General features: G+C 68.4%; 23 protein-coding genes. 13 read left to right on the forward strand and 10 right to left on the reverse strand.

Annotated elements, in window-relative coordinates:
• Positions 1-10: 10 nt before the first annotated feature.
• The 5 genes from A9310_RS09045 to A9310_RS09065 are packed head-to-tail and all read right to left on the reverse strand — an operon-like array spanning position 11 to position 5,357.
• Positions 11-1,507 (reverse strand): NAD(P)/FAD-dependent oxidoreductase, encoded by a 1,497-nt coding sequence (locus A9310_RS09045; protein WP_065630290.1) that lies wholly within the window; start codon positions 1,505-1,507, stop codon positions 11-13.
• On the reverse strand, positions 1,504-2,637 hold the full coding sequence (locus A9310_RS09050; protein ID WP_065630291.1) for a glycosyltransferase family 2 protein: 1,134 nt from the start codon (positions 2,635-2,637) through the stop codon (positions 1,504-1,506). Before A9310_RS09050 ends, A9310_RS09045 begins: the two co-directional genes overlap by 4 nt.
• Complete coding sequence (locus tag A9310_RS09055) at positions 2,624-3,505, reverse strand: carotenoid biosynthesis protein (protein WP_065630292.1); 882 nt, start codon at positions 3,503-3,505, stop codon at positions 2,624-2,626. The genes A9310_RS09050 and A9310_RS09055 overlap by 14 nt, the downstream gene beginning before the upstream one ends.
• The gene (locus A9310_RS09060) at positions 3,502-4,218 is read right to left on the reverse strand and encodes a monooxygenase (protein WP_065630433.1); all 717 of its coding nucleotides are present in this window, start codon (positions 4,216-4,218) and stop codon (positions 3,502-3,504) included. The genes A9310_RS09055 and A9310_RS09060 overlap by 4 nt, the downstream gene beginning before the upstream one ends.
• Positions 4,215-5,357: a polyprenyl synthetase family protein gene (locus A9310_RS09065; protein WP_065630293.1), complete on the reverse strand. Its 1,143-nt coding sequence runs from the start codon at positions 5,355-5,357 to the stop codon at positions 4,215-4,217. Before A9310_RS09065 ends, A9310_RS09060 begins: the two co-directional genes overlap by 4 nt.
• A 105-nt stretch (positions 5,358-5,462) precedes the next feature.
• On the opposite strand from A9310_RS09065, the gene A9310_RS09070 reads away from it, so the two are divergent.
• Positions 5,463-5,756 (forward strand): hypothetical protein, encoded by a 294-nt coding sequence (locus A9310_RS09070; protein ID WP_175401103.1) that lies wholly within the window; start codon positions 5,463-5,465, stop codon positions 5,754-5,756.
• Positions 5,757-5,814: 58 nt separating this feature from the next.
• Entirely contained in the window at positions 5,815-7,101 is a 1,287-nt protein-coding gene (locus A9310_RS09075) for an alpha-hydroxy-acid oxidizing protein (RefSeq protein ID WP_065630294.1), read from the forward strand.
• A gap of 37 nt (positions 7,102-7,138) precedes the next feature.
• Here A9310_RS09075 and A9310_RS09080 read toward each other — a convergent pair whose 3' ends face one another.
• Positions 7,139-8,092, reverse strand: coding sequence for an oxygenase MpaB family protein (locus A9310_RS09080; protein WP_065630295.1), 954 nt, complete (start codon positions 8,090-8,092; stop codon positions 7,139-7,141).
• An 86-nt stretch (positions 8,093-8,178) separates the two neighbouring features.
• Between A9310_RS09080 and A9310_RS09085 the strand changes: the two genes are divergently transcribed.
• From A9310_RS09085 to A9310_RS09105, 5 genes are all read left to right on the forward strand, one after another.
• Positions 8,179-8,880 (forward strand): TetR/AcrR family transcriptional regulator, encoded by a 702-nt coding sequence (locus tag A9310_RS09085; protein ID WP_065630296.1) that lies wholly within the window; start codon positions 8,179-8,181, stop codon positions 8,878-8,880.
• A 28-nt stretch (positions 8,881-8,908) separates the two neighbouring features.
• Positions 8,909-9,556 (forward strand): TetR/AcrR family transcriptional regulator, encoded by a 648-nt coding sequence (locus A9310_RS09090; RefSeq protein ID WP_175401104.1) that lies wholly within the window; start codon positions 8,909-8,911, stop codon positions 9,554-9,556.
• Between the two features lie 133 nt (positions 9,557-9,689).
• Positions 9,690-10,922 carry an acyl-CoA dehydrogenase family protein gene (locus A9310_RS09095; protein ID WP_065630298.1) on the forward strand — a complete coding sequence of 411 codons (1,233 nt, stop codon included), beginning with the start codon at positions 9,690-9,692 and terminating at the stop codon, positions 10,920-10,922.
• The gene (locus A9310_RS09100) at positions 10,919-11,935 is read left to right on the forward strand and encodes a phosphotransferase family protein (RefSeq protein ID WP_065630299.1); all 1,017 of its coding nucleotides are present in this window, start codon (positions 10,919-10,921) and stop codon (positions 11,933-11,935) included. The genes A9310_RS09095 and A9310_RS09100 overlap by 4 nt, the downstream gene beginning before the upstream one ends.
• A 60-nt stretch (positions 11,936-11,995) precedes the next feature.
• On the forward strand, positions 11,996-12,742 hold the full coding sequence (locus A9310_RS09105; protein WP_065630300.1) for an SDR family oxidoreductase: 747 nt from the start codon (positions 11,996-11,998) through the stop codon (positions 12,740-12,742).
• Positions 12,743-12,982: 240 nt separating this feature from the next.
• Here A9310_RS09105 and A9310_RS09110 read toward each other — a convergent pair whose 3' ends face one another.
• Positions 12,983-13,693: a histidine phosphatase family protein gene (locus tag A9310_RS09110; protein WP_065630301.1), complete on the reverse strand. Its 711-nt coding sequence runs from the start codon at positions 13,691-13,693 to the stop codon at positions 12,983-12,985.
• An 83-nt stretch (positions 13,694-13,776) separates the two neighbouring features.
• Between A9310_RS09110 and A9310_RS09115 the strand changes: the two genes are divergently transcribed.
• Complete coding sequence (locus A9310_RS09115; RefSeq protein ID WP_065630302.1) at positions 13,777-14,193, forward strand: VOC family protein; 417 nt, start codon at positions 13,777-13,779, stop codon at positions 14,191-14,193.
• A gap of 27 nt (positions 14,194-14,220) precedes the next feature.
• Here the strand turns inward: A9310_RS09115 and A9310_RS09120 are convergent, their stop codons facing one another.
• A complete protein-coding gene (locus A9310_RS09120; protein ID WP_065630303.1) occupies positions 14,221-15,297 on the reverse strand; it encodes a sigma-70 family RNA polymerase sigma factor in 1,077 nt (358 codons plus the stop codon).
• A 677-nt stretch (positions 15,298-15,974) separates the two neighbouring features.
• Between A9310_RS09120 and A9310_RS09125 the strand changes: the two genes are divergently transcribed.
• A complete protein-coding gene (locus A9310_RS09125; RefSeq protein ID WP_065630435.1) occupies positions 15,975-17,138 on the forward strand; it encodes an ROK family protein in 1,164 nt (387 codons plus the stop codon).
• A gap of 36 nt (positions 17,139-17,174) precedes the next feature.
• Here the strand turns inward: A9310_RS09125 and A9310_RS09130 are convergent, their stop codons facing one another.
• A complete protein-coding gene (locus A9310_RS09130; protein ID WP_058252273.1) occupies positions 17,175-18,020 on the reverse strand; it encodes an ABC transporter permease in 846 nt (281 codons plus the stop codon).
• The gene (locus A9310_RS09135; protein WP_065630304.1) at positions 18,020-19,054 is read right to left on the reverse strand and encodes an ATP-binding cassette domain-containing protein; all 1,035 of its coding nucleotides are present in this window, start codon (positions 19,052-19,054) and stop codon (positions 18,020-18,022) included. The genes A9310_RS09130 and A9310_RS09135 overlap by 1 nt, the downstream gene beginning before the upstream one ends.
• A 281-nt stretch (positions 19,055-19,335) precedes the next feature.
• On the opposite strand from A9310_RS09135, the gene A9310_RS09140 reads away from it, so the two are divergent.
• Genes A9310_RS09140 through A9310_RS09155 form a run of 4 tightly spaced genes read left to right on the forward strand, consistent with a single transcriptional unit; the run spans position 19,336 to position 22,401 of the window.
• Positions 19,336-19,737 carry a molybdopterin-binding protein gene (locus A9310_RS09140; RefSeq protein WP_065630305.1) on the forward strand — a complete coding sequence of 134 codons (402 nt, stop codon included), beginning with the start codon at positions 19,336-19,338 and terminating at the stop codon, positions 19,735-19,737.
• Complete coding sequence (gene modA, locus A9310_RS09145; protein ID WP_065630306.1) at positions 19,734-20,498, forward strand: molybdate ABC transporter substrate-binding protein; 765 nt, start codon at positions 19,734-19,736, stop codon at positions 20,496-20,498. The genes A9310_RS09140 and modA overlap by 4 nt, the downstream gene beginning before the upstream one ends.
• Positions 20,495-21,316 (forward strand): ABC transporter permease, encoded by an 822-nt coding sequence (locus A9310_RS09150; RefSeq protein WP_254661207.1) that lies wholly within the window; start codon positions 20,495-20,497, stop codon positions 21,314-21,316. Before modA ends, A9310_RS09150 begins: the two co-directional genes overlap by 4 nt.
• Positions 21,313-22,401, forward strand: a complete 1,089-nt coding sequence (locus tag A9310_RS09155; RefSeq protein WP_065630307.1) for a sulfate/molybdate ABC transporter ATP-binding protein — start codon at positions 21,313-21,315, stop codon at positions 22,399-22,401. The genes A9310_RS09150 and A9310_RS09155 overlap by 4 nt, the downstream gene beginning before the upstream one ends.
• The last annotated feature ends 35 nt before the right edge of the window (positions 22,402-22,436 follow it).

Consider the following 22,436-nt stretch of genomic DNA (forward strand, 5'->3'; position numbering starts at 1 on the left):
GGCCTGTCGGTCAGTGACTCACGGCCGGACCGATCAGCTCCGCCACGATCTTCGCCGACATGACCACGAGCGGCAGACCGCCGCCGGGGTGCGACGACCCGCCGACGAGGTAGAGGCCCGGTACCGGTGAGGTGTTCGACGGCCGGAGGAACGCCGAGCGGGGTCCGTTCGACGACGATCCGTAGATCGAGCCACCTGGTGTCCTGGTCCGGCGTTCGAGGTCGGCGGGCGAGACGATGAGGCGGTGGCGGATCCGTCCGGTCACATCGAGCCCACGGTCGGCCATGACGTCGAGGACCCGGTCGGCGTAGGAGTCCGCCAACCCGTTGGCGTCCCAGTCGACGCCGTGCTCGGGGTCGTGGCGGGGTGCGTTCACCAGCACGAACCACGCCCCGGTTCCCGGGGCGGGCACGATCTCGGAATCGGTGGGGGCCGAGATGTACACGGTCGGTCGCGCGACCGGACGTGGTGGGCCGCGGAATCCGAAGACCGCGTCGAACTCCTCGTCGTAGTCCTCGGCGAACAGCACCTGGTGGTGCGGCGCAGCGGGCGGATCGTCGAGGGCGAGGAGGAGCACGAATCCAGCCAGCGACGGCGTCGTCCGTCGCAGCAGCGCCGCGGGCCGGCGGGCGGCGCGACGCGGTACGAGGCGGTCGTAGACCTGCTGGGCGTCGGCGTTCGCGACGACCAGATCGGCCCGGCGTCGGCTTCCGTCGGTGAGCACCACGCCATCGGCCCGGCCGGTGTGGTCCACCGAGATCCGGTCGACTTCGACGCCGAGTTCGACCCGCCCGCCGAGTTCGACGAGACGGTCGTGCATCGCGGTGGCGATGCGGCCCAATCCGCCTCGTACGTACCATGATCCGAACGCCTGCTCGGACCACGGCACAGACGCGAGTGCTGCCGGCGCGCGGCGTGGGTCGGAACCGGTGTAGGTCGCGTAGCGGTCCAGCAGCATCCGCAGGCGCGGGTCGTCGAGGTAACTCTCGCCGAGTCCGCGCAGCGTGCGCCACGGCGCGACGGTCCGCACGTCCGACGGCGTGGCGATCCCGCCGACCATCGTGCGGATGCTCATCGGTGATTCCAGGAAAGGCTCGTGCGTGACGTCCCAGACACGTTGTGCGCGTTCCAGAAACGATGACCACTGGGCGCCTCGCCCATTCCCCAGTGCGGCGTCGAGGGCGGCGGGGATGTCGTCGAGCGTTCCCGGCATGTCCAGTTCGGTGCCGTCCGGGAAGCGGTAGCGCGCGGCGACGGGGAGTCGTTCGAGGGTCAGATGGTCGTGGATCGACGATCCGGTGGCGTCGAAGAGTTCTTCGAAGACGTGCGGCATCGTGACGAGCGACGGCCCGGTGTCGAACACGAACCCGTCGTGCTCGATGACCCCGAGTTTGCCGCCGACGTCGTCGAATTGCTCGAGAACGGTGACGTCGTGGCCGGTCGCGGCGAGGCGCATCGCGACGGAGAGTCCGCCGACGCCCGCGCCGATCACCAGGACCCGTGTCATCGACGGACCTCGATGGGGCGTCCCTTCCATTGCAGGTCGCCGCGCTGTCGGGCCAGCGTCGAATCGACTGCGAGACCGGTGAAGACGAGGATGGAGAGCGGATGGGCGAAGGTGTCCGGCCATCCGCGTCCGCCGGTGCAGCGGGCGGACACCACCCGCGACGCCACGCCGGCGAGGTATCCGACGAGACCCGTCCGGGAGCCGAACAGTGCTGCTGCCGCGGGGAGTACGTACATCAGGCACAGCAGACCGGTGACGCCCAGCGTCCCGCCCGGAGACCCGAAGGCCGACCACAGCGACTTGCGGTAACCCGCGCGGACCTCGTCCCAGCCGCGGTACATACGGCAGGTGGCGACGTCGCTTCCCTCGGCCACGACGCCGCGACCGCCGGCCGCCTTGACGGCGCGCAACAGGGCGATGTCCTCGAGGACCACGTCGTGCACCGCCTCGTGACCGCCGGCACGACGGTACATCGCGGCATCGATGACCAGGAACTGACCGTTTGCGGCGGTGAGAGATTCGCGCGGTGAGCGCTCGGCGAGACCGAGGGGCAGGGTGCTCAGCCAGGACCACTGCAGCAGCGGTTGCACCAGTCGCTCGCCCGCGCCGACCGCGACCTGCCGGGGGTACGGGCTCACCAGATCGAGTCCGGCGTTGCGGAGCAAGGCGAACGATGAGGTGAACGCGTGGGGCTCGACCACGACGTCGGCGTCGAGGAAGACGTGGACCCCGCCGGGGAACGCCTTCTCCGCGAGTTGGGCGCAGGCCCAGGTCTTTCCGAGCCACCCGGGAGGAGGCGCCGAGCCGGGGTGGACACGAACCCGGTCGTCCATCGAGGCCAGGCGGGCGAGCACGGCGTCGGTTCCATCCGCCGAGCCGTCGTCGAGCACGTGGATCCGGGCCGGTCCTGGCCAGCGATCCGCCGCCTCGAGGACGGCCAGTAGGCAGCGTTCGGCGTTGTGCGCCTCGTCGCGCATCGGGATGAGAACCGACAGTGGTTCCGGCGCCGGGATGTCGGCGAGACCGGGCCGACGGACCCGGCGGGCGTTGTCGAGGGTCAGGGCCAGCGACGCCAGCGACATAGCGGTTCCCGTCGCGACCAGCGGCCGCAGCAGGTCAGACACCCGCACGGCGACCCCTGATCTCGACGACGAGCAGCGGGATGGCGATGACACCCATGAGGAGACCGCCGGTGAGGGCGACGGACGGACGGCCGAAGAACACCGCGTGCGCCATCACCGAGGAGAAGTAGGTCCACAGGTACGCGGTGATGGGCACGGCGTCCATCCCGGAAGACCCGGTCGCGTCGGGATCGTCGCGGCGGATGAGGAGGTCGAGCATGCCGACGATGAGAAACGAGACCAGCAGCCAGCCCGCGAAATTCGTCAGCGGGATGTCGGCGACCCCGGGCAGCGACGGCGTCGGGTACCGCCACACCCAGTTGCCCTGGTCGACCATCTGCGGATCGAGGAACACATCCCACGCCGTGAGTGCATACGCACCCACGACGGCGGTGGCGGGCCGAACCCACCGTCCGGCGATCCCCACCGCACGGACGAGTCGTCGGGTCACGACCAGCGCGGGCCACGACATCATGATCCAGGCCAACGGGACCAGGACCGGCACGCCGAGGACCTTCAGCCCCAGCCCGTCGGTGTACTCGTATGTGCCGAACGGGAACCCGGTGCTCACACCGACGGATTCGGCGATCAGCCCGCCACCGCCGGCCACCACCGCGAGGGCGACCGCGGCGGCGGCGCCGCGGGTTGCCGCGACGTGGACGAGCGACGCCGACGCCAGGAGCAGCACGCTCGCGACGGTCAGCGGCAGGGTGCCGCCACCGGTCAGCGGAAACGCGATCTGGACGCCGATCGTCGCGGCCAGCAGGATCCACGCCAGGGTGACCAGCCCGCGGTTCCAGGGCGCGGTGCCATCGGTTCGCCGCGATCGCGACGATTGGTCCGAATGGTGCGAAGTGGCGCCGTCCACGAGACTCACGCCGACCTCCCCTCATACGTGCCGACGACCTCGGTGACGGCCAAGCGGGCGAACAATTCCTCGGCATACCAGCGCGACGGTGCGGTCCGCCGAACCGCCGACAGATGTGCGGGGGAGCGGTAGGCGAAGCCGGTGAGGTCCTGCGCCGAATCCCAGATCGAGAACGTGCCCTGCACCCCGAGCGGGAGCTCGCCGACGCCGAGGGCCAATCGATTGCCCTGTGCCCCGGCGAGTTCCGTCGCCACCGGCGGGACGGCACGCCAGAACGATGCCATCTTCGTGGGCCGGAGGCGTGCCCGGGTCAACGCGGCGACCGGGCCCGTCCAATCCGGTCCGGACGCGTCGTGGTCGATCGACGATCGCACCGTCTCGAACGGGTCGACGCGCGACCATCGGCCCTTCGACCGAAGTGGTCGCATGGTGATCCGGAGTTCCTCCGTGCTGGACTCCCGCCATCGACGAAACACGACGGAATCGCTTGCGGCCGAAGCAGCGTCGGCGTCGTGCCATACCGTCAGCGCGGCCCAGTGTCTCAGGTCGGCGCTCTCGAGGGTGAAAGTGCGTGCGGTGCCGGTGCCCAGCAGTTTGGCGAAACGCAGACCGGGGGTACGGCGCAGCACCCGTCGACCCGACGACATCCGGCCGAGCGCCGGTAGCACACGGTCGACACCCCAGACGCGGAGTTCGACCGTCGGCCCGGCGGGAGCGGTCATGCGCGCCGCCACACGCAACGTTCGATGAGGGCGGTCAGTGCGTGCCGGCTCGCCGGGTCCATCGGAGCGGCGTCGACGATGCCGAGCGCTTCCGCGTGCAGGTCGGCGATACGCTGTTCCACTCGTTCGACGGCGCCGGTGGAGTACAGGACCTCACGCATCCGCGCGGCACCGTCGGCGTCGAGGTCCGGATTGCCGAGACCGTCGGCGAGCACGCGGCGCTCCATCCGTCCCGCCGATTCCTCGGCCGCCGCGATGAGCATCGTGCGCTTGCCTTCCCGTAGGTCGTCGATGGCGGGTTTGCCGGTGACCTTCTCGTCGCCGAAGACGCCCAGGATGTCGTCGCGGAGCTGGAAGGCCTCGCCGGCGGTGATGCCGATCCGATCGTATGCCTCGAGGAGCGCCGACGAGGCACCCGCGAGCGTGCCGCCCAGCCGCAGCGGCTGACCGATCGTGTACCGCGCACTCTTGTAGCGCAGCACGCGAGCCGTGCGATCGGCGTCGGTGGTGTCCTCGGTCTGACTCAGCATGTCCAGGTACTGGCCCGCGTACGCCTCGTCGCGCATCACCGACCAGGTGTCGCGGACCGCGCGTCGGATGTCCGCGGACACGTCGTCCACCGCGGCAGCGGCGAGGTCGTCGGACCAGGACAGGCACATGTCGCCGACGAGGATCGCGACGGCGGTGCCATGGCGCTCGGCGTCCCCACGGCGTCGCGCGCGCAGATGATCGTCGGCGAAATGCCGATGCACGGTGGGCAGGCCGCGCCGGACATCGCTGTCGTCCATCACGTCGTCGTGCACGAGGGCGGCGAGATGGAACAGTTCGATGGCGGCCGCCATCTCGACGATGCCCGCGACGCTCCGGCCCCCGGCGGCGCCTCGGGCGCCCCAGAGGCAGAACGACGCGCGCAGGCGTTTACCTCCGCCGATCCGCGCCGAGAGGACGTCGATCGCCGGCGTCAATTCCCCGCCGACCTGCTGCAAGGTGGTGGCGTGGCGGCGAAAGTGCGCCGCCAGCACCTCTTCGACGAGTTCGAGATCCGTCGTCGAGGCGCTGATCGGGTGCAGATCGGGAGCCGGGGATGCCGACTGTGCAGGCGGCGCCGACGAGTCGGTCATCTCGGCGGTCGGTGTCATGACGGAGCCCTTCGAAAGTCCGGGGGGAGCGGTCGGTTACCCCGTCTTCGGAGCCGCGATCGCGAGCGGATGGGTGACGGCCGCGGTACCGGTAGCGTGAGACCCATGGCTGTGGATGCAACGGTGCCCGTGGTGGCAGTCGGTCTCGTCGGTGGTTTCGCGGTCGCGCGCTACAGCGGGCGACGCGAACTGGGCGGAGTCGTGCTCGGCACGGCCGGTGCCTGGTGCACGCGCCGGTGGGCGGTGACGAAGGGCCCCGTGGTCGCCGGCGGCCTGTTGGCCGGCTACCTGGCGGCATTCGGCGGATCTCATCCACTGGCGAAGAAGATCGGTGCGTGGCCGTCGGTCGCGGCCGTGACGGTCGCCGCGGCTGGGGCCACCGCCGTCGCCACACGCTGAGCGGCACGATCCGCCGTTGGCGGCCGGTCACCGGACGCCGGCGTTACCATCTCCACCCATGACCGCAGGTTACGGGCGCGCACGGCAGAACGAGATCTACACGGCCGGGGTGCACCGGCGAAAGCCGCGTGTACCAACGGATTTCGCCGAGCTCGAGCGACGTGCGAGACGTGCGATGTCGGCGCGTGCGTGGGCGTACATCGGCGGTGGCGCCGGTGAGGGACGCACCATGGCCGCCAACCGCGCGGCACTCGACCGCTGGGCGATCGTGCCGCGCATCCTGCGGGATGTCTCGCAGCGCAACCTCGGGGTCGAATTGTTCGGTCGCCGCATCCCGGCGCCGGTGTTGTTCGCGCCGGTCGGCGCCGGTTCGCTCGCCGCACCCGACGCCGACGCCCTCATCGGCCGTGCGGCCGCGGAACTCGGTGTCCCCTACATCTTGTCGAATCAGGCGAGCGTCTCGATGGAAGACGTCGCGGCCGCGATGGACGACACGAGCGCCGGGGCGCCGCGCTGGTTCCAGCTGTACTGGTCCACCGACGACGACCTCGTCGACAGCCTCCTGGAGCGCGCGGCGGCCATCCGCGCCGAGGCCGTCGTCGTCACCCTGGACACGACGATGCTCGGGTGGCGGCCGCAGGACCTGAACCTGGGTTCGCTGCCGTTCGCGCAGGGTGAGGGCATCGCCCAGTACACGTCCGACCGCAGGTTCGTCGACATCGTCGCCGAACGGCTACGTGGCGCTGCTGACGAACGTCCGGAGATCTCCCTCGGCGCGATCGCCACCCTCTTCTCCATCACCCGCAACGCCCCGGGCCGGTTCCTGCAGAACCTGCGGTCGCCGCAACCGCGTGCCGCGGTGCAGACCTTCCTCGACATCTACTCGCGACCGTCGCTGAACTGGGACGATCTTGCCGGCCTGCGCGCCCGCACCGCTCTTCCGATCGTGCTGAAGGGCGTGCTGCACCCCGACGATGCGCGTCGTGCCGTGGACGCCGGGGTGGACGGCATCATCGTCTCCAACCACGGCGGTCGGCAGGTCGACGGCGCGATCAGCACGATCGACGCCCTCGACGCCATCGCGCCGGTCGTCGACGGTCGCATCAAGGTCCTCGTCGACTCCGGGATCTACACCGGTTCCGACGTGTTCAAGGCGCTCGCACTCGGGGCCGACGCCGCCTGCATCGGACGACCGCACATGTACGGCCTGGCGCTCGCGGGAGCCGACGGTGCCCGCGACGCGGTCGCCGACATCATCGCCGAACTCGACCTCACCCTCGGACTGTCCGGGCACACCGACGTCGCCGACCTCGACCGCGAGGCGCTGCGCCGGATGACCTCTTAATGCTCCCTGAGGTGTGAGCGAAGCGAGCCACGAAGCGTCAGACCAGCGGCCGCCCGGTGCGCATGCGCCAGCGGACGTCGGCGAGCAGGACGTTGAACGGGAATGCGCGCACCCACTTCGGTGCCCGCGTGATGATCGCGCGCAGGACCGCGTTGTGCCTGTCGAAGTACAGCTCCTGCCACGGCGAGAGCTGGACGCGCATCTTGCGGCGGAAGTTCTCCGGCAGGAAGCCGATGGCCATGATCTCGAAATGCCAGCCGAAGAGCCGCGAGATCACCGGGCCGAGGAACTCGGCGCGCGCGATCGACATCAGGTACTCGCGGATGGTGTCGTCGATCTCGAGCGTCTCGACCGTGTCGTTCCAGTAGGTCTCGAAGTCCTCGCGGGTGGCGGGCCACATCTCGCGGGGGACCTGCAGCGTCGTGCCCAGAACGGCGCCGGCCTGATAACGCTCGTCGGTCACCTCGGTGACGCCGCCGAAGATGCGATGGACGTCCTCGGTGCCTCGGTACAGACACGCGGCGACCCACAACTGCAGCTTCGGATCGAAGGCGTTGTACTTCACCGGGCTGTCGGCGGTCGAACGGACCTGCGCGTGGGCCTTGCCGATGGCCTTGCGGTAGGCCTTTCTGTCCTTGGCGCTACCGAGTCCGGCGACGGCGAGGTAACTCAGCGTGGTACGACCACGCTTCATCGGATGCTTGAACAGGTTTCCCGAGTCGACACGGCTCTCGTACACGCCGTAACCGACTGCGGGGAGGCTGAGCTGCATGATCACGTTCGCGGCGCCGGCGATCACGCCGATGCCGAGCGGATCGAGGTCGCTGGTGGGAAGCGCGTCGAGCTCCGCCCGGGACATCCGGGCGGAGGAGGGGAGGAACTCGGTGTCGGGGCGCTCCGCGGTGAAAAACTCCTGCACTTCGGCGGTCACATCCGTCACCGGTTGTGCTGACAGTGCCGAACTTCCACTGGTGATAGGCTCCGTTGCCATCGAACACCCCTCCTGCTCGAATTCTGGAAACGTCTGTTTCCCGTTGTATGACACACGTAACTTACCGGGGTGTCAAGATAGGAACCATGGGACGAGCACCATCGACCCCGGACAGCCGATCCGGTGCGGCGCCGGACGCGGCCGGCACGCTTCGGGCCTACGGCGGCGAGGGCGGCGACACCCGGGTCGCGCGGCGTCGATCAGCCCTCATCGATGCAGGGTTGGACCTGCTCGGCGCCGATGACGTGGGCGCGGTGACCGTACGCGGCGTGTGTCGGCAGGCCGGCCTCACGGCGCGCTACTTCTACGAGAGCTTCGAATCCGTCGATCAGCTGGTCGGCGTCATGTACGACGAGGTCATCGAAGAGATCGCGCAAGCCAGTCTGGCAGCCTTCTCCGAGGGGGCCAGCATGCGTGCGAAGGTCGCCGGTGCGGTGTCGGCGATCGTCGACGTCATCGACGCGGACCGCCGCAAAGGCAGGCTGCTCTTCTCGCAGGCGCTGTTGAGTCCGGTGATCGCGGCCAAGCGGATGGAGTCGACGACGCTGTTCGCCGGCCTCACCCTGCAGAGCACGTCGGCGATTCTCGACGTCCACGTCGGGCCGGCGGCAGCGGTCGGCGTTGCGCACTACCAGGTCGGCGGACTCAGCCGGTTGCTCGCGGCGTGGCTCGAGGGTGAGGTCGAACTCGGCAAGGCCGACGTGGTGGATCTGAGCATCGCGCTGCTCGTCTCACCCGCCGAGATGCTCGAGAAGAGTCTCTCGCGTCGCACCGGCGATGCGGAGTAGGTCCGCATGTCGGGATATGTTTGATGGCATGAGTGGCGGAACCGGCGAAGCAGACATCCGTCCGGCGACGCGGCCACTGGGCGGCTGGCGGGATTACGGCGAGCCCGAACTGCCGGTCCCGTTGGCGGCGGCGCTGGCGGCGTTCGCCGAACAGGGCTACCACGGGACCTCGGTCCGGGAGATCGCCGCGCGGGCCAATCTGTCGGTGCCAGGGCTCTATCACCACTACCCGTCGAAGCAGTCGTTGCTGCAGGGGCTCCTCGAACGCACGATGACCGACCTCCTGGCACGCTCGGAGGCCGCGATCGTCGAGGCGGGTCCCGAGCCGATCCGGCAGTTCGACGCCGTCGTCGAGTCGCTTCTGCGGTTCCACATGTATCGCCGCGAGCAGGCGTTCGTCGGTTCCACCGAGATCCGCAGCCTCGACGACAACTACCGGCCCACCTACATCGGACACCGGGACCGCCAGCAGCGGATGGTCGACGTGATCGTCTTCGCGGGCGTCGAAACGGGTGAGTTCACCACCGAGTATCCGAAAGATGCGGCGCGTGCCGTGGCCACCATGTGCGTCGGGGTGTCCACCTGGTTCAAGCTCGACGGTCTGCTGGGTCCGGACGAACTCATCGCGCGCAATCTCCAGATGGCCCGCGCGCTGGTCGGGTATCGCGCGCCCTGATGGCGTTCGCGCAGGGCGCCGTCTGCTGGGCCGCTTGACCCGGCGGGTATCGCCTGGCAAGGTATGCAACGCCGAGCGATCGATCGGTCGGTGTTCGGGGATCCCCACCCTGCTCACGCGTTAAGGAGTCACCATGCCCATAGACCTGCGGCACGACGACGACGTGCTCGACGTCGTCGCGAAGACCGAGGCCTTCGTCCGCGACTACGTCCTGCCCATCGAGGACGAGGCGGCCGGCGACATCACGGCGGCCGGTGGTGACGACATCCGTCGCGAGATGAACGTCAAGGCCAAGGAGGCGGGAGTCTTCGGCCCGCATGCCCCGGTCGAGTACGGCGGACTCGGTCTCAACATGTGTGACCGCGCGCCGGTGTTCGAGGCGGCCGGGTATTCCACGTTCGGTCCGATCGCGCTGCACATCGGTGCGCCGGACGAGGGCAACGTGCACATGCTCGCGCACATCGCGAGCGAGGATCAGCGGCAGAAGTACCTCGCCCCGCTGGCCGCCGGAGATGTCCGTTCGGCTTTCGCGATGACCGAACCCGCTCCGGGCGCCGGTTCGGATCCCAACGCGCTGCGCACGGAAGCCGTCCGCGTGGACGGCGGCTGGAAGATCAACGGCGACAAGCACTTCATCACCGGCGCCGACGGTGCGGGCTTCTTCATCATCATGGCGCGGACCTCGGGTGCGCCCGGTGACCGCGGCGGGGCCACCATGTTCCTCGCGCCCGCCGATGCACCCGGGTTGACCGTCGGGCGCCACATCAACACGATCGACAAGGCGATGATCGGCGGTCACTGCGAGGTGACCTTCACCGACCTCTTCGTTCCCGACGAGGGCATCCTCGGCGAGGTGAACGAGGGTTATCGCTACGCGCAGGTCCGGCTCGGGCCGGCTCGGATGACCCACGTGATGCGCTGGCTCGGCTCGGCGAAGCGCTGCCAGGACGTCGCCGTCGACTATGTCTCGCGCCGTGAGGGATTCGGTGGCCGCCTCGGAGATCTGGGCATGATCCAACAACTCGTCGCCGACAACGAGATCGACCTCGCCGCCACTCGCGCGTTGCTGCTGAAGGCCTGTCACGAGCTCGATCTGGGCAACCACGCCTCGGACGAGACATCGATCGCGAAGACCTTTGCTGCCGAAGCGTATTCGCGGATCGCCGATCGCAGCATCCAGATGTGTGGCGGTCTCGGTGTGTCCGCCGACCTCCCGCTGGCCCGCCTGTCACAGGAACTCCGGCCCTTCCGCATCTACGACGGCCCGTCCGAGGTCCACCGGTGGGCGATAGCCCGTCGCGCCGTCGGACGTGCGAAGAAGGCCCAGCAGGCGCTCGAGGCGAGGGCATCGGCGGGTGCCCGATGACCGCCACGGACGCAGCACTCGACCAGGATCGCCTGCGCCGGTTGCTGATCGACAACGGAGTCGAACCCGCAGGTGAGCTGACCATCGACCTCATCAGCGGCGGCAAGTCCAATCTCACCTACACGGTCACCGACGGCGTCTCCACGTGGGTGGCGCGCCGACCGCCGACCGGCGGACTGACGCCGTCGGCTCACGACATGGGCCGTGAATGGGCGGTCACCAGTGCGCTGCAGTCGACGTCGGTCCCGGTCGCGCGGACCGTCGCTTTCGACGCCGACGGCTCGGTCATCGGTGCGCCGTGCACCGTGGTGGAGTTCGTGGACGGCCGCGTCGTCCGGACCGCGGAAGACCTCGACGCCTACTCCGATGATGAGGTCGCCCGCAATCTGGATGCCCTCGTCCAGACGCTGGCCGACCTGCACGCGGTGGACTATCGCGAGGTCGGGCTCGGCGAGTTCGGTCGGCCAGCGGGTTTCGCCGCCCGCCAGGTGAAACTGTGGGCGCGGCAGTGGGGGCACGTGAAGACGCGTGAACTCCCCGACGTCGAGCGTCTCGTCGACGCGCTCGCCGCGCGAGTTCCGGAGCAGGCACGAGAGTCGGTGGTGCACGGTGACTTCCGGGTCGACAACACGATCATCGACGCCGACGATCCGGCCCGGATCGCGGCGGTCGTCGACTGGGAGATGTCGACCCTCGGAGATCCGCTCACCGATGTCGCGCTGATGTGCGTCTACCGCACCGGCGCCTTCGATCAGGTTCTCGGCTTCTCCGCGGCCTGGACCAGTGACCGTTATGCGTCGGTCGACGAGATCGCTCAGAAGTATTCGACCGCAACGGGTGTCGACCTGGGCGACTGGGAATTCTACCTCGGCCTGGCGAACCTGAAGCTCGGCGTGATCGCCGAGGGGATCACCTACCGCGCACTCTCGGGGGCGTCGTCGGGCGACGGCGCCGAGAAGGCGGGCGAGGCGACGGCGGCGTTCATCGCCGACGGTCTGCGCCACATCAGCTGATCGAGCAACGGCGTCAACAGAACACAGTCGCGCGGTGCGCGCGCCGAAGGGGGTAGTTCAATGGGTGAATCGGCCAACAACCGTTCCGCGCTGGTGACCGGGGCGTCGAGGGGGATCGGTGCGGCCATCGCCGACCGGTTCGCCGCCGACGGCTGGGACCTGACCATCAGTGCCCGTGGTCGAGAAGCGTTGGAGAAAAAGGCGGCCGAGCTTCTCGAGCGTGGCGCCGGGCGGGTGGAGGTCCTTCCTGCAGACATGACCGATGCCGACGCCATCAGCGCGCTCGGTACGGCTCATGCGGAGGCATTCGGACGGTTCGACGCGCTGATCGTCAACGCCGGGATGGGCTCGAAGGGTGCGATCGCCGACCTCCCGGTGAAGCGATTCGACCGGCTGTACGAAGTGAATGTCCGCGCTCCCTACATCCTCCTGCAGTCCGTGCTGCCCGCCCTGCGCGCCACCGCAGAGGCCCATGGGGCCGCGAAAGTCATTGCCGTGGCGTCGATCACCGGCGTCTACCCGGAGCCGGAGCTGTCCGCCTACGGTGCCACCAAGGCGGCGCTCATCTCGTTGTGCGAGACGTTCAATCTCGAGGAGTCACGCAGCGGGGTCAGCGCGACGACGATCGCGCCGGGTTACGTCAACACCGACATGACCGACTGGCTCAAAGACCGCATTCCCGCCGACGAGATGATCACGGCCGACGACATCGCGGTGATCGCCCACTCGATCACCCAGTTGTCGCGGTACGCGGTCCTGCCGAACGTCGTCATCACCCGACCCGGCGAGAACCTGCACCGAGCCTAGGCTCGGACCTGCCCCTGCTCCCTAATCCGAAAGAACCTCAAACCCCTGATCCCTGAGGTGCGAGGAGCGTTAGCGACGAGCCACGAAGGGCCTGGTGAGACACGTTGCGAAGCCCTTCGTGGCTCGCTTCGCTCGCACCTCAGGGAGCAGAGATGTGGATGCTGCGGAGTGTTCTTTCGTGATCCACCACGGCCGCCAGGCCGCGGATACTGAGGTGCGAGCGAAGCGGGCCTCGAAGGGCTACCGGAAAGTCGCGATCCCGCCGTCGCGGTCGGAGAGGTGACCGTGCTCGTTGAACGACACCACCGAGACGCCGCTGCGGCCGACGATCAGTTTGCTGATCGACGCGTTGACCATCGTGCGGGCCATCGCCGGCCAGGTCTCGTCGGGGATGCCCCACAACTGGGCGATCCACTGGGTGATGGTGCCGGCCGAGGACACCACGAGCACCGTCTGACCCGACCCGGCGAGCTCGGTGGCGCGGGCGGCCGCGTCGGAGACGCGCGCCCTGAACTGGGGGTAGCTCTCGGCGGGGCCGCCGTCGAGGCCGGGAGCTGCGTCGTGCTCGCCGGCCGCTATCCAGGCCGCGAGCCCCTTGTCGAGCTGTTCCTGGTAGCTGCGGCCGTCGCGATACATCTCCGGCGTGGCCTCGCCGACCAGTGCGGGCAGTGAGTACTCGTTCCACCCCGGGTCGACGTGCGGCTGAGGTTGATCGGTGTCGAAAGCCCCCAGCACGCCGCTCAGCGTCTGTTGCTGGCGCGGGAGGTCGCCACTGGCGGCTGCGGTGAAGGTGCCGATCTGCCCGGCCAGGAATCCACCGGACAGCGCGGCCTGTGTGGCCCCGGCCGTGGTGAGACCGCCGGGTCCGTTGCTCAGATCGTCGGTGGCGTCGGCGATGCCGTACGCCAATGCGTTCGCCTGACCATGACGAACCAGATAGATCACACCCATTCCTGCACCCTATGTCGGCTTCGATGAGTTCGAGGCGTCGGGCCGGTCAGTATCAGCAACCCCGAGATGTCTGGAGTGCGCCCGTGACGCCGATGCTGTTCGTCAACCTGCCCGTCGTAGACGTCGCGCGGTCTCGTCGGTTCTTCGGATCGCTCGGCTTCCACTTCGACGAGATCTTCTGCGACGTCGGGAGCGCGTGCATGAAGATCAACGACTCGGCGATGGTCGTGCTCATGCAGCGACGACGATTCGCCGGCTACGCGGCCACCGCAGTCGCCGACCCACTGCAGGGCCGCGAGTCGTTGCTGGCCATTTCCGCGGACAGCCGCGCACACGCCGACCGGCTCGCCGAAGCGGCACTCGGTTGCGGCGGCCGGGAACTCCGCGCAGCGGAGGACCTGGGCTTCATGTACTGCCGCAGTTTCTGCGACCCGGACGGTCATGCCTGGGAGATCGTGTGGATGGACCCTTCGCAGATCCCGCAGACCGCGGACGACTGATCGGCGCCGCGCGAGAACCGGACGGTCTCAGTGCCAGGGGCTCGGCGTCGTGCGTTCCGGTGCGTCGTACGGGGTCGCCGGCAGACCGAAGCGTGCGAAATCGCTCTCCATGTCGTCGCTGAAGAAGGCGACGACATGGCTGACCTTGGCTGTCTGCGGGTCGATCTCAAGTACCTGGAGCTGGAACGGTCGGTGGACACCGTCCGGTTCGCGCATGTACAGCCCGTAGGCCGGCTGCCCGTTGGCTGTGGTGGGCAGCATGATCTGATCGCCCGCCTTCTCGGCCGGACAGTTGCGACGGATGAGGGTTCCGATGTTCTCTGCGCCCTGGTACCAGCCGGTGAACGGCGGCATCTCCCAGATCGCCTTGTCGGTGAAGAGCTCCACCATCGCGTCGACGTCGTAGCGTTCAAAGGCCGACACGTAGCGGGCCAGCAGCTCCCGTTTCGCGGCGTCGTCGAGTGTCGTCGCGGCATCGACTCCGACCGAATCCTGCTGCGGGCGTGCGGTCTTGACCTGCTCGCGGGCCCGCTGCAGCAAACTGTTCACGGTGGCGGTGGTGACACCGATGGTGTCGGCGACCTCGGCGGCGCGCCACTGCAGCACGTCGCGCAGGATGAGGACTGCGCGTTGCCGTTCGGGTAGATGCTGCAGTGCCGCGATGAACGCCAGTCGTACCGACTCGCGCGCGCCGACCACGTACGCGGGGTCCGCGTCGTCACCGGGCGCGATGTCGTCGGTGGTGCCGGCATACGGCTCGAGCCAGGGCACCTCGTGGTTCTGCAGCAGGTCGTCGGTCGGGTCGAAGGCGTCGCCACCGAGGCCGGAGGGGAGGGGGCGTCGTTGTGAACTCTGCAGAGCGGTCAGACACGTGTTGGTCGCGATCTTGTGCAGCCACGTGCGCACGGACGCCCGGTGGTCGAACTTCGCATAGCCCTTCCATGCGCGGAGAAAGGTCTCCTGGGCAAGGTCTTCCGCATCGTGGTGGGATCCGGTCATGCGGTAGCAGTGCGCGATGATCTCACGTCGAAAAGGCTCGCTGACCTCGAGGAACTCGGCGTCGGTCGCGGCGCTGGACTCAGCCGCGGGGCTGGTTGTGGTCATGCTCACAATCTACCGGGGTGCACCGACAGCCTCGACCCGAGTGTCCAAGCCGACCACGGTCCGCTTCTCCATCGGGTCGCAGGTCGAGCGACCGGACGTCGAACGAGTTCGGATCAGGGTGAGTGCAACCCCTGTCCGCGTCGCGCCACGGGCCTATTCTCGCCGGTGGACGCGTGTGCGACCGGTCGTCGGTGCCCGTGACCAGGGGTCGGACGGGCTTGCCGGTACAGGGCCGCGTTGCTAGCTTGATCCGCATGACAAGTGCCGACCACAGCCTCACGGAGGTCACCTACGTGACCACCGCGCTGGGCTGTCGTCTGCCGCTTGCACGCGTTCTCTGTTGTTGTCGTCGAATGCGCTGACCGACCCCGCCGAGTCAATCTCCTCCCCGGGGCGTCGCTTCTCGAGTCTCTTCTCAGAGCACCAGCTTCCGGCTTCCGCCCCGCGATGCGCGGGGTCTTTCGACGAGGACGATCATGACCGCCACACTGCCCGAACTCTCCACCCGTACTTTGCGCAACGCCCCCGCCTCTCCTGTCCGGCGTCAGCCGGTCACCCGCGCGGTGCGTCGTGCTCCTCAGGGCACGCGCCAGCCCGTACCGTTGACTTCCGTACCGCCGACTCGGACCCCGGGTCCGGTCGCCGACCGACGCGGACCAGTGAAGGGGGACCAGCGGGTGCACGTCGCAACGCCGCGCCTGGAGTTGTCGACCAAACCCGCGGCGCTCGTCCTCCGGGCCGCCCGGTTGTCCGGCCCGCTGTTCCGCGACGATGCGGCCGAGCGCACCGGGCTCAGCATCTCCACGGTCAATCGCCAGGTCAGTGCGCTGTTGAAGGCGGGACTGATCCGCGAACGGGCCGACCTTGCGCCCTCGGGCGCCATCGGGCGGCCGCGGTTGCCTTTCGAGGTCAACATCTCCGAGTTCCTCACCCTCGGTATCCACATCGGATACAAGGTCACCGCGATCACCACCCATGACCTGCTGCATCGTGTCGTCGGGGCCATCCAGATCCCTACCCCGCATGCCGATTCACCGGAAGAAGCACTCACCGCCATCGGTGTCAGCGCACGGCGTTTCGCCGAGCGCTGGACGGGCCGGCGGGTGCTGTGGGTCGGTGTCGCGCTCGGTGGCCGTGTGGCCGAGGGCGGCATCGTCGACCACCCCCGACTCGGCTGGGAGGGCGCGCCGGTCGGCCGGACGATCGCCGAGGCCGTCGGACTGCCGGTGTCGGTTGCGTCCCACGTCGAGGCCATGGCGGCCGCCGAGCTCGTGCTCAACCCCGACGACCAGCAGTCGAGCTTCCTGTACTTCTACGCGCGCGAGATGCTCGGCATCGCGTTCAGCGTCGGCGGGACCGTGCACACGCCGACCGCGGGACCGCCGGTGATCGGTCACTTCCCGACCGGATCGACCACGTTGCTCGACCCGAACCGGACGGGGCGCCTGGAGCCCGCGGTGAGCGACACCGGTGTCGTGGAAGCTGCACGCGCACTGGGCCTCTCGGCGACCGATGTGGAAGATGTCCACGCCCTGGCCCGTAACGGTGACCTCACGGCACGTCGTCTGCTCGAAGAGCGGGCGGAGGTGCTCGGACGTACGGTCGGACTGATCGCCGACATCTTCAATCCCGATCACATCATCCTCGGCGGACAGGCGTTCACCGATTACGCGGCCGGCCTGCCGACGGTCGCGAAGGCCGTGCGCGAGACCTCGATCGTGAGCAAACGGGATGTGCGCGTGTCACATTCGGGAGCGACCGTGCAGCAGCAGGCCGCCGGCGCGGTGTCTCTCGACGCGATATACAGCGACCCGCTGCAAGCAATCACGTTGACTGCCTGAGCGGGTCGCGTCGACGAACCTCGGTCGGGTGGTGGTCTAATCCGAGGTTCGCTTGTTGTAGGCGCGCAGCGCGAACGGCGCGAAGATGAGCGTCAGCGCGACCGTCCAGATCAGGGTGGCGAGGACCGGATATTGCAGCGGGAGAGCCGCATCCGGACCGAATGCCGGGCCGTTACCCCACAGCACACGCAATGCCTGGACCAGTGACGACATCGGGTTCCATTCGGCGATCGTCCGGAGCCAGGTGGGCATCGGCTCGGTCGGGACGAACGCGTTCGACAGGAACGTGATCGGGAAGAGGACCGAGAACATGAAGCCGTTGACGGCCTCGACCGTCCGCAGCCACGAACCGATGAGGATGCCGAACCAGATCATCGCGAAGCCGAAGAGCAGGAGCAGCGCGAATGCGAGGACCGCCTCACCGAACGAACCCCGGATCCGCCAGCCGATGGCCAGGCCGGTCACGGCCATGACGACGATGCCGATCGAACTGTGGAGCAGACTGGCGATACTGCGGCCGATCAGCACCGACGACCGTTGGATGGGCAGTGACCGGAACCGGTCGATGATGCCCTTCTCGAGGTCGGCGGTGATGCCCGTGGACACGATGAACGCGGTGAACACGATCGTCTGACCCATGATGCCCGGGAGCAGGAACTCCTTGTACGACGCCGAGTCGGTCTGGATCGACGCGCCGAACACGTACGCGAACAGCAGCACGAACATGATCGGCTGAATGGTCACGTCGGAGAGCATCTCCGGCATCCGTTTGGTGTGGATCATGTTGCGCTTCACCATGATCCAGGCCTGTTGCCAGATCGTGGTGGGGTGGATCCGCGGCTTGTCCGCGACCACAGCGTGGGTCTGTGCCGTGGTGGTCATCAGGAACGCTCCTCGTCGGTGGTGTTGTCGGTGTCGTCGGTGTTGCTCGACTCCTCGGCGCGGTGGCCGGTGAGGGAGAGGAAGACGTCGTCGAGGCTCGGCCGGGAGAGTCCGAAGTCGTCGACGGAGATGCCACTCTCGTCGAACCAGGCGGCGACGCGGGGCAGGTCGCCCAGGCCGGCTGCGGCTGTCGTGAGTCGGCGGGCCGCCACGTCGACGAACACCTCCGCCCCGTTCTTGCGCAACAGCGACTCGGCGGCCGTCAGGTCGTCGGCGTGCGAGACGGTCAGCACCAGGCTGGCCGAACCGGCCTGCTCCTTGAGCTGCAGTGACGTGCCGTGCGCGATGATGGTGCCCTTGTCGATGACGACGATGTCGTCGGCGAGTTGGTCGGCCTCCTCCAGATACTGCGTGGTGAGCAGCAACGTGGTTCCGTCGGCGACCAGATCGCGCAGGACGTCCCAGAGTTCGGAACGGCTGCGCGGGTCGAGGCCGGTGGTCGGCTCGTCGAGGAAGAGCACCGGTGGCGTGGCCAGCAGGCTGACCGCGAGGTCGAGTCGGCGGCGCATTCCGCCGGAGTAGGACTTGACCTGTTTGTCACCGGCCTCTGAGAGGGAGAACTGCTCGAGGAGTTCCTCCGATCGACGCGCGAGGGTCTTGCGTCCGATGCCGTACAGACCGCCGATCATGCGGAGGTTCTCGCGGCCGGTCAGGATCTCGTCGACCGTGGCCGCCTGGCCGGTGAGGCCCATGTTCTGGCGGACCATCCCGGGCTGTTCCCGCACGTCGTAGCCGGCGATGCGGGCTGTCCCGCTCGTGGGCGGCGACAGGGTGGTCATCATTCGGACGGTGGTGGTCTTGCCGGCGCCGTTGGGGCCCAGCAGGCCGAGCACGGAACCCCGCGGCACGGTGAAACTGACGCCGTCGACCGCCGTGAAATCGCCGAAGCGTTTCACCAGGTCGATGGCCTCGATGGCGACATCGGCCGTCGCGACTTCTCCCGGTGCGGTGGTGGGAACTGTGACTGAGCTCATGTTTCTCCACGGTATAGAGGGGGTGTGACAGCCGCGACCGAATTACGTGGCGCGCGCGTGACGTCAGGGAACAATTCAGGGCATGTTCGGGGTGTGGCGATCTCGTACTCGAAGTCAGACCGTCTGCCCGCACCGAATTCATCGGTTGCGGGGCTGCGAATCCGACGGTCGGACCGAAATCGAGCGTAAGACTTCAAGTTGAGTTGAAGTCAACATCGACATCGTCCGATTATGCGGAGATAGACCGCCTGGTTTTCCGTGAATGCGGGTAGGGTGTCGCGGTGACCGCAATACGGATCAGGGACGCCGCCGCGCTGCTCGGCGTCAGCGACGACACCGTCCGGCGCTGGGTCGCAACCGGCGTCCTGGAGACCTCCGACGATGGACCGGTCGCCACCGTCGACGGCGCACGGCTCGCCGCGCTGGCCCGCGAGCGCGCGGTGGCACCTGACGACGGGGCGTCCGTCGGACGCTCGGCGCGCAATCGGTTCACCGGTCTCGTCACCGATGTCCGCACGGACGCGGTGATGGCGCAGGTGACGTTGCAGTGCGGACCGTTCGAAGTGACGTCGCTGATGAGTGCGGACGCCGTTCGCGAACTCGATCTGCGGCCCGGCGTCGTGGCCACGGCAGTCGTCAAGGCGACGACCGTGATCGTCGAGACCAACAGGGAGAACCGATGAGGAGGCTCGCCGTCGCGGTCGCGACCGCAGGACTGCTGCTCGTGGCGGGGTGCTCGTCGTCCGGCGGGTCCGACACCGGTTCCACCGACTCCGCCTCGACGACTCTCGACGTCTCGGCGGCGGCGTCGCTGAAGAAGACGTTCACCGCGATCGCCCAAGAGTTCGAAACGCAACACGACGGTGTCACCGTGCGACTGTCGTTCGACGGGTCGTCGACGCTGGCCAACCAGATAGAACAGGGAGCGCCGGCCGATGTGTTCGCCAGCGCCGACGAGAAGAACATGGACAAGATCGGCGATCTCGCCGTGGACCCGGCGGTTTTCGCCACCAACACACTGGTGATCGTCACGGCTCCGGGCAACCCGCGCGGAATCACGTCGTTCGCCGACCTGAACAAGGACGGCGTGACGGCCGTCGTGTGCCAGTCGGCTCAGCCGTGTGGCGCCGCGACCGAGACCGTCGAACGCAACACCGGCATCACCGTCGACGCGGCGTCGGAGGAACAGTCGGTGAGTGCGGTGCTGACCAAGGTGACGACCGGCCAGGCGGACGCGGGCGTGGTGTACGTGACCGACGCGCGCGGTGCCGGCGACAGGGTGGCGACCGTGACCGATCCGGCCTTCGCGGCCGTGGTCAACTCCTATCCGATCGCGACCCTCACCGGTGCCGGGGATGCCGGACTCGCCAGGCAGTTCGTCGATCTCGTCCTGGGTGCTGACGGTCAGCGCATCCTGCGCGAGGCCGGCTTCGGAGCGCCTTGAACGCCGGTTCGGTCCTGCGTTCCCGACGGGACCCGGCGGGGTTGCCCGGTTGGACCTACGGTCTGGCGCTGATCGGTGTCGGGTTGATCGTGCTACCTCCGCTGGCGCTGCTCTTCCGTTCGCCGTGGGGCACCTTCGTCGAGCAGATCTCGTCGTCCTCGTCGCTCGACGCGCTGCGGTTGTCCCTGATCACCGCCGCGTGCAGCACCGTCATCTGTCTGATCGCCGGGGTCCCGATGGCACTGGTGTTCGCGCGATACGACGGTCCGGTGATCCGGGTGCTCCGCGCACTCGTGCTGTTGCCCTTGGTGTTGCCGCCCGTGGTCGGTGGTCTTGCCCTGCTGTACACCTTCGGTCGGCTCGGGATCGTCGGGGAACACCTGCATGCGGCCGGTATCGACATCGCCTTCACGACGACGGCAGTCGTCCTGGCCCAGAGTTTCGTCGCGCTGCCGTTCCTCGTCATCAGCGTCGAAGGTGCGGTTCGTGTCGTCGGGACGCGATACGAGGAGGTCGCTGCGACCCTGGGGGCCGGGCCGACTCGGACGCTCTGGCGGGTCACGCTCCCGTTGGTCCTGCCGTCGCTGGTCGCGGGTCTCGTGCTCGCGTTCGCGCGGGCGTTGGGGGAGTTCGGCGCGACGATCACGTTCGCAGGCAACGCACCCGGGATCACCCAGACCGCGCCGCTGGCGATCTATGTCTCGGCGATCGACGACCCACAAGCCGCGATCCCGTTGTCGCTCATCCTGGTTGTCGTATCCCTGGTCGTCGTCGTGGGAGTGCACAGCCGCCGTTCGCGTGGCGGGGGTGGTTTGTGACCGGCGCGGATCTGGAGGTGATCATCGACCTCGAGGTGCCCGCGTTGCGGGTCGAGCACCGGTTCGCCGCGGGCGCGACCACCGCGGTCGTCGGGCCCAACGGCGCCGGCAAGTCGACGATGCTGCGCGCGATCGCCGGACTGGTGCGAGGCGACGATCGGTCCCGGATAGTGCTCGGCGACAGGGTGTTCTGTGACGCGACGACCTTCGTGCCGCCCAGTCGGCGCGGAATCGCATTACTGTCACAGGACGCGCGGCTGTTCCCGCATCTGACGGTCGCCGACAACGTGGCGTTCGCGCCCTCGGCGCAGCGTCTCTCGAGGTCGGAGATCAGGGCACGAGTGGAACGCTGGCTGACGGCAACGGAGGTCACCGACCTCGCCGACCGTAAACCGCACCAGCTCTCCGGCGGCCAGTCGCAGCGGGTTGCCATCGCCCGAGCGCTGGCGGCGCAGCCCCGAATCCTGCTGTTGGATGAACCGTTTCGGGCCCTGGACGTCGATGTCGCGAGCCGATTGCGGGCGCTGTTGCGCACACTTCTCGCCGATCGGGACCGCACGACGATCATGGTCACCCACGACCCGGTGGACGCTCTCGGGTTGGCCGACGACATCCTGGTCCTCGAGGACGGTCGCGTCGTCGAATCCGGTTCGACGCGTGCGGTTCTGGCATGGCCCACCAGTCGTTTCGCGGCGTCGCTGTCCGGGCTCAACCTGTTCGTGGGACGCCTGGACGCGGGCGACGCCGTCGTCGACCCCTCCGGCAATCGGGTCGTCGGCGGTGTCGAGGTCGATGGACCCTCACCGGGGGCCGGGGCAGCGGCCACGTTCTCGCCACGGGCCGTCGCCGTCTATCTGGAAGCGCCGCATGGCAGTCCGCGTACGACGCTGGCCGCGACCGTCCGTGACGTCGCGCCCCGGGGTGACCACGCCGTGATGACCGCCGAGGTGGGCGATCAGATCGTCGCCGCCGAGGTGACCTGGGCGGCGGTCGCCGACCTCGGACTCGTCACCGGACTAGCGGTCTACCTGGTGGTCAAGGCGAGCGAGGTGCGGATCAGCGGCGTAGGGCCCGGTTCGCTCTGACCGGCGAACCTCAACTCGACCGATGGACTTCGATC

This window comes from Gordonia sp. UCD-TK1 (genome assembly GCF_001691435.1).
Lineage (GTDB): Bacteria > Actinomycetota > Actinomycetes > Mycobacteriales > Mycobacteriaceae > Gordonia > Gordonia hongkongensis.